Annotated in this window: 14 protein-coding genes and 1 tRNA gene; 11 read left to right on the forward strand and 4 right to left on the reverse strand. The window is 60.6% G+C overall.

From position 1 onward, the window contains the following. Window positions 1-2: 2 nt before the first annotated feature. The 4 genes from BM062_RS11755 to BM062_RS11770 form a co-directional block, all read right to left on the reverse strand. Complete coding sequence (locus BM062_RS11755) at window positions 3-461, reverse strand: DUF3429 domain-containing protein (RefSeq protein ID WP_092397003.1); 459 nt, start codon at window positions 459-461, stop codon at window positions 3-5. A gap of 121 nt (window positions 462-582) precedes the next feature. Further along, a complete protein-coding gene (locus BM062_RS11760) occupies window positions 583-1182 on the reverse strand; it encodes a nucleotidyltransferase family protein (protein ID WP_092397005.1) in 600 nt (199 codons plus the stop codon). Window positions 1183-1229: 47 nt separating this feature from the next. Next, complete coding sequence (locus BM062_RS11765; RefSeq protein ID WP_092397007.1) at window positions 1230-1952, reverse strand: DsbC family protein; 723 nt, start codon at window positions 1950-1952, stop codon at window positions 1230-1232. 11 nt (window positions 1953-1963) lie between these two features. After that, window positions 1964-3211: an FAD-dependent monooxygenase gene (locus BM062_RS11770; protein ID WP_092397009.1), complete on the reverse strand. Its 1248-nt coding sequence runs from the start codon at window positions 3209-3211 to the stop codon at window positions 1964-1966. A 172-nt stretch (window positions 3212-3383) separates the two neighbouring features. Here BM062_RS11770 and BM062_RS11775 point away from each other — a divergent pair. The 11 genes from BM062_RS11775 (at window position 3384) to prmC (ending at window position 14954) form a co-directional block, all read left to right on the forward strand. Then, window positions 3384-3459 (forward strand) — tRNA-Phe (locus BM062_RS11775). Window positions 3460-3743: 284 nt separating this feature from the next. Continuing rightward, window positions 3744-4487 (forward strand): septum site-determining protein MinC, encoded by a 744-nt coding sequence (gene minC / locus BM062_RS11780; RefSeq protein ID WP_092397011.1) that lies wholly within the window; start codon window positions 3744-3746, stop codon window positions 4485-4487. 122 nt (window positions 4488-4609) lie between these two features. Then, window positions 4610-5425, forward strand: a complete 816-nt coding sequence (minD, locus tag BM062_RS11785) for a septum site-determining protein MinD (protein ID WP_014007883.1) — start codon at window positions 4610-4612, stop codon at window positions 5423-5425. Window position 5426: 1 nt separating this feature from the next. Next, window positions 5427-5678 carry a cell division topological specificity factor MinE gene (gene minE / locus BM062_RS11790; protein ID WP_092397013.1) on the forward strand — a complete coding sequence of 84 codons (252 nt, stop codon included), beginning with the start codon at window positions 5427-5429 and terminating at the stop codon, window positions 5676-5678. A 381-nt stretch (window positions 5679-6059) separates the two neighbouring features. After that, entirely contained in the window at window positions 6060-6749 is a 690-nt protein-coding gene (locus BM062_RS11795) for a response regulator transcription factor (RefSeq protein ID WP_014007885.1), read from the forward strand. A 30-nt stretch (window positions 6750-6779) separates the two neighbouring features. After that, complete coding sequence (locus tag BM062_RS11800) at window positions 6780-8450, forward strand: FecR family protein (protein ID WP_092397015.1); 1671 nt, start codon at window positions 6780-6782, stop codon at window positions 8448-8450. A 36-nt stretch (window positions 8451-8486) separates the two neighbouring features. Next, the gene (locus BM062_RS11805) at window positions 8487-10886 is read left to right on the forward strand and encodes a CHASE2 domain-containing protein (RefSeq protein ID WP_092397017.1); all 2400 of its coding nucleotides are present in this window, start codon (window positions 8487-8489) and stop codon (window positions 10884-10886) included. Between the two features lie 111 nt (window positions 10887-10997). Beyond that, complete coding sequence (gene hemA, locus BM062_RS11810; protein ID WP_092397019.1) at window positions 10998-12287, forward strand: glutamyl-tRNA reductase; 1290 nt, start codon at window positions 10998-11000, stop codon at window positions 12285-12287. Between the two features lie 97 nt (window positions 12288-12384). Next, a complete protein-coding gene (prfA, locus tag BM062_RS11815) occupies window positions 12385-13467 on the forward strand; it encodes a peptide chain release factor 1 (RefSeq protein WP_092397021.1) in 1083 nt (360 codons plus the stop codon). 106 nt (window positions 13468-13573) lie between these two features. Further along, window positions 13574-14062 (forward strand): disulfide bond formation protein B, encoded by a 489-nt coding sequence (locus BM062_RS11820; protein ID WP_092397023.1) that lies wholly within the window; start codon window positions 13574-13576, stop codon window positions 14060-14062. Between the two features lie 13 nt (window positions 14063-14075). Further along, a complete protein-coding gene (prmC, locus tag BM062_RS11825; protein ID WP_092397025.1) occupies window positions 14076-14954 on the forward strand; it encodes a peptide chain release factor N(5)-glutamine methyltransferase in 879 nt (292 codons plus the stop codon). The last annotated feature ends 15 nt before the right edge of the window (window positions 14955-14969 follow it).

The raw sequence follows: 14969 nt of genomic DNA on the forward strand, positions 1-14969 counted from the left end.
ATTTATCCTCGGACATTCCCGGCAATCACGGTCAGCATCAGCGCCGCCACCGCCACACATGTCAATCTGAAACGCAATTCAATAAACCAGGCCGGCAAGCCGTACCATGGGAACAAGCGCTTGTCGGCCTGGTAAGCGGCGATGAACCCGGCAATCAGCAAAGCGAAGCCGAAACCGCCGGCCATGGTCGAGAACCAGGCGATGCTGGTCGGCGCCACGCCCCAGACCAAGGCTTTCTTTGTCTGGTCGGCCGACAGGTCGGCCCGCAGCACCACCGCGCCCCAGTGGATCCCGCCGAGAAAAGACAAGGCGGCGATGCCATAGGCCAGCTGCCCGCGAATGAAATCGCGCAGCCAGTCGGTGCTGACCAGCCAGCATGCCAGCGTCAGCAGCACGAACGGAATCAATCCGGCATAACCGAGTAAATGAATAATACGTTTGTTCAGGAAATGTGGATTCATCTGGTGACTTCGTCAGGGAGGACAGCGCTGGCGGCGCAAAAAGACGATAGTGTAGCGGGATTGCGCATGATAGGTCCGGCCTCGGTCGCCTGGCGTTGAAAAGAGCGGCGGATTGCGGGCTTCAGGCCGGGGATTGTCGTATATCGGCGACGGTATCGATGTCCTGGTGGATGCCGGGATCGTCCACCGCCACTTCGACGACAGGACACGATTGCAACAAGCCGCGCGCACCCTGGTCGCCCTGCAGGGCCAGCAACTGCGGCAAATGCTTGCGGCTGAACCCGACCGGATTGCCGCGCCGGCCGAGATAGGTCGGCACCGCGATGTCGGCGCCTTGGCGCAATGCCGATGCCAGGGCCTGGATGGTTGCTGCTTGCACATAGGGCATGTCAGCCAGGGCGATTACCCAGCCGGCGGCGTCCGCGGTCTGTTCCAGGCCGCACACCAGCGACGCCGCCATGCCGTCATCCGCGCTTGCGCATGGCACCCAGGCATAGCAGGCAACCTGTGCGGCCAGATCCGGCGCGTCGCTACGCAAGACGACACATGTCGGCAGCGCCGCCGCCAGATTGCCGGCAGCCGTCGCCAGCACCGTCTGACCCGCAGCGGTCGGCAACGATTGCAGCAATTTGCTGCACACACCGCTGGGATCGAAACGCCGGCCGCGGCCGGCAGCCAGCAGCAGGCCGATGATTTGTCCGCTATATGGTCGACCACTCATGGCAGGCTAGGAAAAAAGTCGCGCCCGCCGGATGGCAGGCGCCTGGTTCATTTCAACGTACTGAATTTGGCTTCCATGGTTTTCGCATCGATCCAGCCTGGCGTGCGGGAGCCGTCGGCGAAGATGATCGTCGGCGTGCCGGTCACGTTCAGCTTCTGGCCGAGCGCCAATACCTTGTCGTTCGGCGCCTGGCAGGCTGCCGGCGCGGCGGTGGCGGCCTTGCCGTCAACCATCAGGTCGGTCCAGGCCTTGTTGCGGTCGGTGCTGCACCAGACATTGCGAGCCTTCACCGCGGAATCGTCCGCCAGGATGTTATACAAGAAGGTATACACGGTAACGTTGTCGACTTCCTGCAAGGTAGTCTTGTGGAAGCGCTTGCAATAGCCGCAGTTGGGATCTTCGAACACTGCGATCACGCGCTTGCCGTTGCCCTTGACCTTTTTCATGGCCAGGTCCAGCGGCAAGTCCGAGAACTTGACCTTGCTCAGCTCATTTACCCGCTCGCTGGTAAAGTCGCGCGAGGTCTGCGCGTCCATGATGCGGCCGACGAACACGTACTTGGCAGCGGCGTCGGTATAAAAGATATCGTTGCCGACACGCACTTCAAACAAACCGGAATAAGGAGTCTTGGTTACTTCATCAACCTTGACGTTATCTCCCAGGCGCGGCTCTATCAGCTTCTTGACCGCGCTTTCCTGGGGAGTCTCGGCGCCGGCGGCGCTTACCCACAGTCCCAGCAAAGCCACCAACATCACGCTTGTTTTTTTCATCGTTGTTCCAGTTATTCTTTATCAGCTGTCCGACCCAAGGCGTGGGCCATCAATTGTCTTTTTAAGACCGGCACTTTATCCAGCAAGTTCAACCCGGTATTGCGCAGCAAACGCAACGGCCCGAAATCGAAGCCGAACAGCCGCTCCAATCCATCGGTCATCACCTGCATCAAGAGTATTTCTTCTTTGCGCGCGCGCGCATAACGCGCCAGCACGCCGGCATCGCCGCAATCGCGATGGCCGCCGCGCTCGGCCAGCACCTGGACCAGGGCGGCGACATCGCCGAAACCCAGGTTCATGCCATGCCCCGCCAATGGATGCACCACATGGCCGGCATCCCCGACCAGGGCGACGCGCGGCGCCACCATCGAATGGGTTTTGAGCAAGGACAATGGAAATGCCTGCGCCAGCTCCGGCTGCAGCGGCAGCAATTGGCCCAGCTTGTCGCCGGCCAGCGAGGTCAGGCGTGCGGCCAGTTCTGACAAAGGTTCATCCAACAGTTCAAGCGCCAGGGCCTCCGGCGCCGACCAGACCAGGGATACCCGCTGCCCGGGCAAAGGCAGCAAGGCAACGATCCCTTCTGTTTCGGTAAACCATTGATAAGCAACACCGTGATGCGGCCGCTCGCATGCAAAATTGGCGACCACCCCGCGCTGTTTGTACGAACGGTAATCGATCCCGATCTGGCACTGGCTGCGCACCCAGGATTGCGCGCCGTCGGCGCCGACAACCAGGGCAGAGCTGATGGCCTCGCCCGATTCCAGCTGCAGGGACGCTGTGTCCGCATCCACTTGCAGCGCCTTGGCGCGGCCGCTGAGCAGATGCACATTCGGGGAAAATTTCAGCGCCGCGTCCAGCGCCTGGTTCAGGTTGCTGTCTTCGACAATCCAGGCCAGCGCATCGACGCGCGCATTGTAGGCGTCAAACGCCAGGTTGCCAGCCGCGCTATCCGTGCCGCCTTTGATCGCCATCCCTTCCACCGCGCTTATTCGCGCCGGATCCAGGGCATCCCACACCTTGACTGTCGACAGCAAGCTGCGCGCCACATGGTTCAACGCGTACACGCGCGTGTCCCAGGCATCGGGCGCCGCGGCTGATGCGGACGGCGCCGGCATTCCCAGCAATGCAACGCGCAAGCCCGCTTGCGCCAAGGCCAGCGCCGCTGCCTTGCCGACAGCGCCATTGCCCACGATGCAAATATCGTATTTCGCCGTCGGCGCGGCGCCGGTATTTTTCGAGATTGATGCGATATCTTTCATTTCGCCATTATAGCGACTACGCTTGCAAAGCCCTGCAGGCCCCGTTAAATATGGTTTTCCACTGATCGAGCATGATGTTGCCGCCCACAAATTGAGCAACGCAAAGTTTTTTCAAGAAGATTCAACAAGGGGCTTTGCGGATCGAAAATGTTTTGCTATACTCCTGTCCCTTGGCCTGGTAGCTCAGTCGGTAGAGCAGAGGATTGAAAATCCTTGTGTCGGTGGTTCGATTCCGCCCCGGGCCACCAAAAACAGAAAAAGGGCTTAGCTTCGGCTAAGCCCTTTTTGCATTTCCAGCGCTCCGCAAAGCGTGGGAATCCGCGGCGCAGGCCGGGCACGGCGGCATGGAAGAACAACAGGCGGGCAATGCTTTTTTCGTGATCTTCTCCCGAGATTTGGTAAGATCGCAAAACAAGACAATATTTTATACACCTTTAAGCAGACTAATAAGCGAACCAATTGCCGCCTAAACGCTCTATAAGCCAATCCGTCAGTACTTTCCGCCTTGGTTGCCCATACACCTCACTGCTTTATGCTCAAAAACAAATCCCGCAAGCCGATTGAAATAAAAATTGCTACCGTGGTGGCCGTATCCGCCATCTTGCATGATTCAGATCCGATGGCGCTGGAAGCCGCTTTGCAGGAAATGACCGGCGGCAGCGCCGATTTCTTTGACAACGAATTTGCCGTCATCGATGTTGCCGCACTGGGGCCGGACCGCTCGCCCATAGACTGGTCGCAACTGATAGAGCTGCTGAAAAAATATCGCCTGAACGCAGTTGCCGTACGCAATGCCCCGGCGGAAATGGAAGCCGGCATCGTCGCCAGCGGCCTGAGCATCGATCATGTCGTTGCCGCCCGCCAGGAGCCTGCGGCCGCCGCTCCGCCGCCAGCCGCACCGGTTGCCGCGCCGCCTCCCAGGGCAGCCGCCAGCACCATGATCATCGATACGCCGATACGCGCCGGGCAGCGGATTTATGCGCGCGACGCCGACCTGGTCATCACCGCCACCGTCAACAATGGCGCCGAAATCATTGCCGACGGCAGCATCCATGTCTACGCGCCGCTGCGCGGACGGGCGCTGGCCGGCGCCAGCGGCGATACCTCGGCGCGCATCTTTGCCGCCAGCATGGAGGCCGAACTGGTATCCATCGCCGGCGTCTACCGCACTTTCGAGAATGGCTTGCCGCCGGAACAAAAAGGCCAGCCGGCACAAATCCGCCTGAGCGGCGACCGGATTGACGTACTATCGCTCAATTCCGCGAGCCGTAATTAATCGAATCCAGGATCTTGTAACTTTTTATCTAGTCAGTTGAGGACAGAGTCGCACGGAAAATGTAATTCGCCACGTTATGGTGGCCCTTGCACCCTGTCCCGCAATGCATAAAGGAGCTCTTCGTGGCAAAAATCATCGTTGTTACGTCCGGCAAAGGCGGCGTTGGCAAGACCACCTCCAGCGCCAGTTTTGCATCGGGTCTGGCCATGCGCGGCCACAAAACGGCTGTGCTCGACTTTGACGTCGGCCTGCGCAACCTGGATCTGATCATGGGCTGTGAACGGCGCGTGGTGTACGATCTGATCAACGTGGTCAACAAGGAAGCCACCTTGACCCAGGCCCTGATCAAGGATAAGCATTGCGAAAACCTGTTCATCTTGCCGGCTTCGCAAACCCGCGACAAAGATGCGCTGACCGAAGAAGGCGTGGAGACCGTTCTTAACGACCTGGTCAAGATGGACTTCGAATACATCATTTGCGATTCGCCGGCCGGCATCGAACGCGGCGCCGTGATGGCGTTGACGTTTGCCGATGAAGCGATCGTCGTCACCAACCCTGAAGTATCGTCGGTGCGCGACTCCGACCGCATCCTCGGCATCATCCAGGCAAAATCGCGGCGCGCGCAGAACGGCGGCGAACCGGTCAAGGAACATCTGCTGATCACCCGTTATTCGGCCAAGCGCGTCGAAGCCGGTGAAATGCTGTCGTATACCGACGTTCAGGATATTCTGCGGATTCCGCTGATCGGCATCATTCCTGAATCGGAATCGGTGCTGCACGCCTCCAACCAGGGCAATCCGGCGATCCACATCAAGGGCAGCGATGTCGCCCTTGCCTACGAAGACGTCGTCTCGCGCTTCCTCGGCGAAGACGTCACCCTGCGGTTTACCTCCTATGAAAAACCGGGTTTCCTGCACCGCATCTTTGGAGGGAAATAACATGGCATTGCTCTCGTTCTTGTTTACCAGCAAGCCTAAAACGGCGTCTGCGGCCAAGGAACGCCTGCAAATCATCATTGCGCGCGAACGGAATGGCCGCCAGGGCCATGACTTCCTGCCGGCCTTGCACAAAGAACTGATCGAAGTGATTTCGAAATACACCAAGGTGAACGCCGACGACATCAAGATTTCCCTGGATCGCCAGGGAAATCTGGAAGTGCTGGACGTGAACGTGGTGCTGCCAGACGCATAAGCCGATACGGCAGGCAGAAGCTGAATTCGGCGCAATGCCGCGCTGGCGGCAATCCGCGCAATGACCAGCCAGGATCGATGGCCTGGGGCAGATTCTCGTTATTCAACATCGCTGGTGGAATTTTACAAATCCCGTCATACACTGTATGACGATTGCATATATCGCCAAACAAATACCGCTTCGGTTAAATTGTTGGCATCGGCTTTGCCAAAAGCATCCGGCACCGCTGAATTATTTATTTTTTTGTGGCAATTGAAAGACACTGGAAATATATAGAATATTTATCTACAGCAATGTAGCAATAAGATTAATATACTCCTTGTATTCGCCACAACACCGATGCCGGCCTCCAGCGCTGAAATCACCTAACATATATAAAATATGAGAATTGCTGTCCTTGATGACGACCCCAGTCAAACCGATCTAGTTTGCCAGGTGCTCACATCCAGTGGGCATATCTGCCATCCATTCCAGAGCGGCAAAGAAATACTGAACCAGTTGCGTCGGGAAAGCTACGACATGCTGGTCCTGGATTGGCAGGTTCCTGATCTCAGCGGCCCGGAGGTGTTGCGCTGGGTGAGAGACAAACTTCCCAAAACCATTCCGGTGCTGTTCATCACCAGCCGTTCCGGCGAGGATGACATTGTCGAAGGCCTGGCCGCCGGCGCCGATGACTACATGATCAAGCCGATCCGCCGCAGCGAACTGGTGGCGCGCGTGCAAGCCTTGCTGCGGCGCGCCTATCCGATCCAGAATTCGAGCGAGCAGATCGTATTTAACGATTACCTGTTTGAAACGCGCTCGGGCCGCCTGACCCTGGCCGGCAAGCCGATCGAGATCACGCAAAAGGAATTCGACCTGGCGCTGTTGTTTTTTCGCAACCTGGGCCGCCCTCTGTCGCGCGCCTATATCCTGGAAGCAGTCTGGTCGCGCGATGTCGACATTCCGTCCCGTACCATGGATACCCACGTCTCGCGGGTGCGGAGTAAGTTACAATTACGACCAGAAAACGGCTATCGACTGGCTCCGGTTTATAGCTACGGTTATCGACTAGAACAACTCACAGGATAAGGCGCGTTTCGGTTGCGCTGATAGACAGATATGCGCACCACACTCACCAAAATGGCTTTCCTGGCGCTCTGCCTTGCAGGGTCGCCGCTGTTTGCGGCCCCGCCGGCGCTGGATCCGGCCACGCTGCAGGTGGGTGCAGCGACGATTACCTATCGCGCGCAGCTTGGCGACACCCTGGGCGTGATCGCAGCACAGCTGACTTCCAGCAAGAACAACTGGGTGCAGCTGGCGAAACTCAACCACATCGACAATGACCGCACGATCCCGGTCGGCACCGCCATCATCATTCCCGTGGCGCTGCTGCCGGACGATCCGAGCACGGCCCAGGTAGCAGCCATGTCCGGCAATATCGACGCTGTCGCCGCGGATGGCAAGCCGATCGACATCAACATCGGCACCACATTGAGCGAAGGCGCCATCATCAATACCGGCAGCAACAGCTTCCTGTCGCTCACCCTGCCTGATCAATCGCATGTCGCCCTGCCGTCCAACAGCCAGGTAAAACTGAGCAAGCTGCGCACTGCACGGTATACCAACAGCCCGCGCACTGAAATCACGCTGCTGAAAGGCCGGGTCGAATCCAAGGTCTCGCCGCTGGACAAGAACAAAGGCCGTTTCGAAGTCCATTCGCCGCTGGCGGTGGCCGGCGTGCGCGGCACCGATTTCCGGGTCGACCTGGTCGGCGACAGGGTCATGACCGAAGTGTTGAGCGGCGGTGTCGCGGTGGCGAAGAAAAACCAGGCGCCGGCGCTGACCCTGCATCCAGGACAAGGTAACGTCACCAACGCCAAAGGAGTCGGCAAGGCGGTCGCGCTGTTGCCGGCGCCGCAGCTCAATGGCGGTCCGCAGCTGCAGGAACGGCCCACGGTGCGCTTCAGCGTTAGCCCGGTAGCCGGGGCGCGCGGCTATCGCGCGCAAATCGCCACGGATGCCGATACGCGCAATATCGTCAGCGAGGCCGAATCGGACAACACCGAACTCAAGATCAACGGGCTTGAGGACGGCAAGTATTTCGTCCGCATCACCGCGCTCGACCAGAGCGGCCTGCAAGGGATCCCGCACATCACCGCGTTTACATTGAAGGCGCGGCCCGAACCGCCTATCTCGATTGAACCGAAAAACAAATCGCGCGCAGAAGATGTGATGTTCAGCTGGGCCGAAGTCGGCAACGCGCAAGCCTACCATCTGCAAGTCGCCAGCGATGCCGGATTCAAGCAGCTGGTGCTTGACCAGCCAGCCGTGGTTGGGCCGCAATTCAATGCCGGCAAACTGGCGCTGGGCACTTACTTCTGGCGCGTGGCGACCATCGTCGAGCAAGGCAAGGACAGCGACCAAGGGCCTTACGGCGATCCGCAGCGCTTCAACCTGCTGCCGGCGCTGCAGGTTCCCAAGATAGCCGATGCGGTCGACGGCGACCTGTCATTCCGCTGGAGCGCAGAGCCGGGACAAACCTTCGTGGTTGAAATCGGCCGCGACGCCGGCTACTCGGCATTGCTGCTGACACAAACCACGGCGACGCCGGAGATCGTCGTCCCGCGTCCGGACAGCGGCACTTATTTCATCCGCATCAAGGCGATCGATGCCGACGGTTACATCGGTCCCTTTTCACCCTCGCAAAAAGTGTATATCGGCAGCCGCTGGGTCACCAGCGACGGTTCGCCCTTGCTCAATGTCGGCGGCCAGACCCAGACCGGATATTAAGCCTGCCACGACCATGCATCCTCAAGCCGACTGTTCATGATCAAGCAGGTCATCCCGCTCATTAAACGCGTGGCGTTTCGCCAATGGATGGCGATCACCGTCCTGATGCTGATCGTCGCCGGCAGCATGGGCTACGTGAACGGCCTCGGCCGCCTTGACCGGACCTTGTACGACCAGTTCATGCGGGCCGATTCGCGGCCGGCGCGCGACGACATCATCATCGTCGCCATCGACGACTACAGCATCAGCAAGCTGGGCCGCTGGCCCTGGGAACGCAGCCTGCACGCCAAACTGCTGAACCGGATCATGCACGCCAATCCGCTGGCGATCGGGCTCGACGTGATCATGCCGGAAGCCGAACAGGGACAGTCTCCCGGCCAGCGCGCCGATGACCGCGCGCTGACCAAGGCGCTTGCGGCGAGCAAGCTGACGGTGCTGCCGATCGTCGTCGCCAGCGCCGGCCCCGGCCTGAAAGCCCTGCCGCCGACGCCGGATTTCCTCAACGCCGCGCGCGACGTCGGCCACATACATCTCGAGCTCGATCCCGACGGCGTGGTGCGCAGCGTCTTCCTGCGAGAAGGCCAGGACGACAAATGGTGGCCGCATTTTGCGGTAGCGCTGGCCGGCGTCGCCGGCCAAAGGATCACCGACGCCAATGGCAACCTGCCAGGTGCGCGGTTAAGCGAGACGCCGGTTGAGCCCGGCCCGCACAAGACGGACAGCTGGCAGCGCGATTACCAGGTCCAGATCCCGTTCGCCGGCGGCAGCGGCCATTTCCGTTCCGTGCCGTACGCCTCGGTATTGCGCGGCGACGTGCCGGACCAGTTTTTCACCGGCAAATATGTATTGATCGGCGCCACTGCGCTCGGCATGGCCGATACTTTCCCGACGCCGGTTTCGGGCACCTCCGGCGTCATGCCTGGCATCGAGATCAACGCCAACATCCTGGCCGGCTTGCTCGACCACAAATCGATCAGCATCGCCCGCCCGCTGCAGACCGCGCTGTTCAGCATCGTCCCGGTCCTGATCGCGCTCTCCAGCTACCTGCTGTGGACACCGCGCATCTCCTTGCTGATCACCGCCACCCTGATGCTGCTGACGATGGCTGCCAGCTATTTGCTGCTGACGCTGGGAATCTGGATTGCCCCGACCGCAGCCTTGATCGCGCTCGCCATCGCTCATCCCATATGGAACTGGATCCGCCTCGAATCGGCGATTTCCTATCTCGGGCAAGAGTTCATGCTGCTGGACCAGGAGCCGCATCTGCTCCCTGAAGTAAATACGGAACCGGCGCCGCAGCAAGTGGAAGATTTGCTCGAGCAACGCATCAACGCCATGCGGGTCGCGGCGCGCCGGGTGCGCGATTTGCGCCAGTTCATTTCCGACAGCGTGAACAGCCTGCCGGATGCCACCCTGATCACCACCATCGACGGCCATGTATTGGTGTCGAACCAGTTCGCACGGGATTATTTCGCCGCCGCCGGCATACGGAATATCGACGGCGCGCTGCTGCCCTACCTGTTTTCCAACATGAGCACGCCGCAGGCCGGCAATACCGCGGCCGGCCACGTCTTCAGCTGGTGGGACCTGATCGATCTCGAGCATGTAGCCACCCTCACCAGCGGCACCACGGTGCAAGACCAGCAAGGGCGCGACCTGCTGATCAAGAGCGGTCCCTGCCACTCCGCGCATCAGGTGCTGACCGGCTGGATCGTCAGCATCGTCGACATCACCATCATCCGCGCCGCCGAACGCAGCCGGGATGAAACCCTGCGCTTCCTGTCGCACGACATGCGCGCGCCGCAAGCCTCGATCCTGGCTCTGCTCGAACTGCAAGGCAACCCGTCCTCGGCGCTGCCGCAGAAGGAATTTTTCGCGCGGCTGGAACAGGCGGCGCGCAAGACATTAGGGCTGGCGGACAACTTTGTCCAGCTGGCGCGCGCCGAATCATCCGAATACCGGCTGGAAGAAGTGGATTTCCAGGATGTGCTGTATGACGCCGTCGATGAAATGTGGAGCCTCGCCAACAACAAGAAGATCGAGCTGATCACGGATATCGAAGGCCAGGAATTCCTGACCAACATCGATCGCTCGCTGATGGCGCGCGCACTGTGCAACCTGATTTCCAACGCCATCAGCTACAGCCTGCCGGATACCCGGATTACCTGTACCTTGCGCCTGAAATACGTGAAATTGCTGCCGCAGGTAGTCTGCCGCATCGCCGATCATGGTTTTGGCATTGCCCCGCATGACCAGGCCAGGCTGTTCCAACGCTACCAGCGCGTCAGCGCCCCGGGCCAGCCGCATTCGGACGGTACCGGCCTCGGCCTGGTGTTCGTCAAAACCGTGGTGGAACGGCATTTCGGCGAGATCTCGCTGGAAAGCACGTTAGGCGAAGGCAGCACTTTTATTGTAACTTTGCCAGCCCTCACCTGAGCTGCGGCCGGTGTCAGCCAAGCTGGAATTTCCTCCTTGGCTACAAAGAGTATAATCTTGGGTTAACAATATTGCCCCAGTTCGTTGCCAACCCTGCTGCCAACCGCATCCATGCACCTGCTAACCGTCGGACTCAACCACACCACCGCGCCCGTTTCCCTGCGCGAAAAGGTGGCTTTCCCGGCTGACCAGATCGGTCAGGCGGTGATGGCGGCGCGCGCCTGGTTCAGCGGCGGCAATGCAGTGAGCATGTCGGATGAAGCTGCCATCCTGTCGACCTGCAACCGCACCGAGCTTTATGCGGCCGCCAATTTCGAGCACGGCGTCGACGCCTCCATCGATTCCACCGCACATTTCCTGGCGCATTACCATCAGCTGCCCTACGCTGATTTACGTCCGCATTTGTACACATTGCCGCAAGATAACGCCGTGCGCCACGCGTTCCGGGTAGCTTCAGGACTCGATTCGATGGTGCTGGGCGAAGCGCAGATCCTTGGCCAGATGAAGGATGCCGTGCGCCATGCAGAAGCGGCGGGCGGCCTCGGCACTTACCTGCACCAGCTGTTCCAGCGGACCTTCGCGGTCGCCAAGGAAGTGCGCAGCACGACTGAAATCGGCGCCCATAGCGTCTCCATGGCTGCCGCCGCGGTGCGCATGTCGGAACGGATTTTCGATACCGTCGCCGGCCAGCATGTGCTGTTCATCGGCGCCGGCGAAATGATCGAGTTGTGCGCCACGCACTTTGCCGCGCAAAATCCGAAATCCTTGACGGTCGCCAACCGCACCCTGGAACGCGCCGAATTGCTGGCCCACCGCTTTAACGGCCAGGCGATCCGGCTGGCCGACCTGCCGACGCAGCTGGGCAGGTTCGACATCATCGTTTCTTGCACCGCCTCGAGCTTGCCGATCATCGGCCTCGGCATGGTCGAACGCGCGGTCAAGGCACGGCGCCACAAACCGATGTTCATGCTGGACTTGGCCGTGCCGCGCGATATCGAGACTGAAATCGGCCGCCTCGACGATATCTTCCTGTACACCGTCGACGACCTCGGTTCAATCGTGCAAACCGGCATGGAAAATCGCCAGGCCGCGGTGGCGCAGGCCGAAGCCATCATTGAAACCCGCGTGCAGTCGTTCATGCACTGGGTGGATAACCGGGCGGTGGTGCCGCTGATCCAGGACCTGCAGGAATCGAGCGAAGCCATGCGCCGGCTGGAGCTGGAGCGCGCCCGCAAGATGCTGGCCAAGGGCGAAGATATCGAAGTGGTCCTGGAAGCGCTCTCCAAAGGCCTGACCGCCAAGTTCATGCACGGCCCGCAACAGGCTTTGCACAATGCCCAGGGCGACGAACGCGCGCGCCTGGCAGCCCTCCTGCCGCAACTGTTCCGCACCAAGCGTTAGCGCACCTGCCCTCCCGCACGGCCGCGAGCAACCGCGCCGCCCTGCGCACCGCTGCACCCTTCCATTTTTATTCGCCTTGCCCTGACTGAAACCCGCCATGAAACCATCAATGCTCGCCAAGCTCGACCAACTCGCCAATCGCCTGGTCGAGGTCGGCGACCTGCTGATGCAGGAAGACGCCACCGCCAGCATGGACAGCTATCGCAAGCTGACGCGTGAACATGCGGAGCTGGGGCCGCTGGTCGAGCTGTACCAGGCTTATCTGCAAGCCGACGCCGATATCGCCGCGGCGCAGGAAATGCAATCCGACCCCGACATGAAGGAATTCGCCCAGGATGAGATCGTGGCTGCGAAAGCGCGCATGGAACAGCTGCAGGGCGACCTGCAGAAAATGCTGCTGCCCAAGGATCCTAACGACGAACGCAATATTTTCCTGGAAATCCGGGCCGGCACCGGCGGCGACGAGTCGGCGCTGTTCGCCGGCGACCTGCTGCGGATGTACACGCGCTTCGCCGAACGCAACCGCTGGCAGGTCGAAATGGTGTCGGAATCGCCATCGGAAATCGGCGGCTACAAGGAAGTCATCGTGCGCGTGATCGGCTTCGGCGCGTACTCCAGGCTCAAGTTCGAATCCGGCGGCCATCGCGTGCAGCGGGTGCCGGCCACCGAAACCCAGGGCCGCATCCATACCTCGGCCTGCACCGTCGCCATCATGCCGGAAGCGGATGAAGTCGGCGACGTCGACATCAATCCGGCCGATATCCGCATCGACACCTACCGCGCCTCCGGCGCCGGCGGCCAGCACATCAACAAGACCGATTCCGCGGTGCGCATCACGCATATGCCGACCGGCATCGTGGTCGAGTGCCAGGATGACCGCAGCCAGCACAAGAACAAGGCGTCGGCCCTGAAAGTGCTGGCGGCGCGGATCAAGGATGGCCAGCTGCGCGCGCAGCAGTCGCAAGAAGCGGCCACCCGCAAATCGCTGATCGGCTCGGGCGACCGCAGCGAGCGTATCCGCACCTACAATTTCCCGCAAGGCCGGATGACCGACCACCGCATCAACCTGACCTTGTACAAGCTCGATTTCATCATGGACGGCGACCTGGAAGAACTGACCAATGCACTGGCCGCGGAGCACCAGGCCGACTTGCTGGCGGCGCTGGGCGACGCGCTCTAAATATCTGAAAATCGCATATGCTAACGGCAGGCGCGGAACCAAGCAGCCCAGGCAGCATCAGACGCACGGCAAATAAGCTCACATCGACTCAACTTCATACCCGAAAATGAAAACATCCAAATCCGTTTTGCTTGCAGTCGCCTTCATCGCCCTTGCCATCCTGGCCGGCGCATTGTATTTGCAGCACTACCAAGACATGCAGCCTTGCCCGCTGTGCGTGATACAGCGTTACGCATTCGCAGCGATCGCGCTGATTTGCCTGATTTGCGCCAGCCTGCCGGCCGGGGCCCAAAAAGCCGGTGCGGGGATCGGCATCCTGGCAGGGCTGGGTGGCGCCGGCACCGCCATCTGGCATCTATGGATCATCGCCCATCCCTCGGTCTCATGCGGCCGGGATGCGCTGGAAGCGCCCATGAACGCGCTGCCGCCGGCCACCTTGCTGCCGTCGGTGTTCAAGGTGGACGCTTATGCGCTCTGCTCGACGCCTTACGACCCTATCCTCGGCCTGTCGATCCCGCAATGGTCGCTGCTGTGGTTTGTCGTGCTGATAGTGATCCTGGTCGCCACGCTGTTCAAACGCAACAGCCGTTACTGAACGACGCGACGCGATGGCTGGGATTTCCGACAGGTTTGCAATAAAAGCGGGCGACAGCATCGCCGCGGTATTGAAGCAAGCGCCGCTCAACCCGCTCGAAAACCGCATCCTGCTGATGCATGCGCTGCAGCTGTCGCGAATACAGCTGATTACCCAGGACGAACGGGTTATCGATGCGCAGCAGGCACAGCAGCTGTCGGCCTTGTTTCAACGGCGCCTGCTGGGCGAGCCGATTGCCTACATTGTCGGCCAGCGCGAATTCTACGGCTTGCAGCTCGAAGTCACCCCGGACGTCCTGATCCCTCGCCCTGAAACCGAGCTGCTGGTCGACCTGGCGTTACAGCATTTGCCCGCTGCCGGCGTCCGGCAGGCGCTAAGCGTGCTGGACCTGGGCACCGGTTCCGGCGCCATCGCCGTCGCCATCGCCCATAGCCGTCCTGACCTGCAGCTCACTGCGCTGGATGTCAGCGCCGCCGCGCTGGCGGTGGCCAGCCGCAACGCCGCGCGCCATCTGGCACCAGGCCAGGCGCCGATGCAGCTATTGCAAAGCAACTGGTATGGCGCGCTGGATCGCCAGCGGTTCGATGTCATCGTTGCCAATCCGCCGTATATCGTTGCAGGCGACAGCCATCTCGCGCAGGGCGACCTGCGCTTCGAGCCGCAGGACGCGCTGACCGACCATGCGGACGGCTTGAGCGCGCTGCGCAGCATCGTCGACGGCGCGGCCGGCCACCTGAAAGATGGCGGCTGGCTGCTGATGGAACATGGCTACGACCAGGCGCCGGCGGTACGCGGACTGTTGCTGGCGCAGCAGTTTGACGCCGTGCAAAGCTGGCAGGATATCGCCGGCATAGAACGTGTCAGCGGTGGCAAGCGCCGGACCCTAAGCTAGAATCGCAAACGGAAA

It is taken from the genome of Collimonas sp. OK412 (assembly GCF_900112135.1).
GTDB lineage: Bacteria > Pseudomonadota > Gammaproteobacteria > Burkholderiales > Burkholderiaceae_D > Collimonas > Collimonas rhizosphaerae.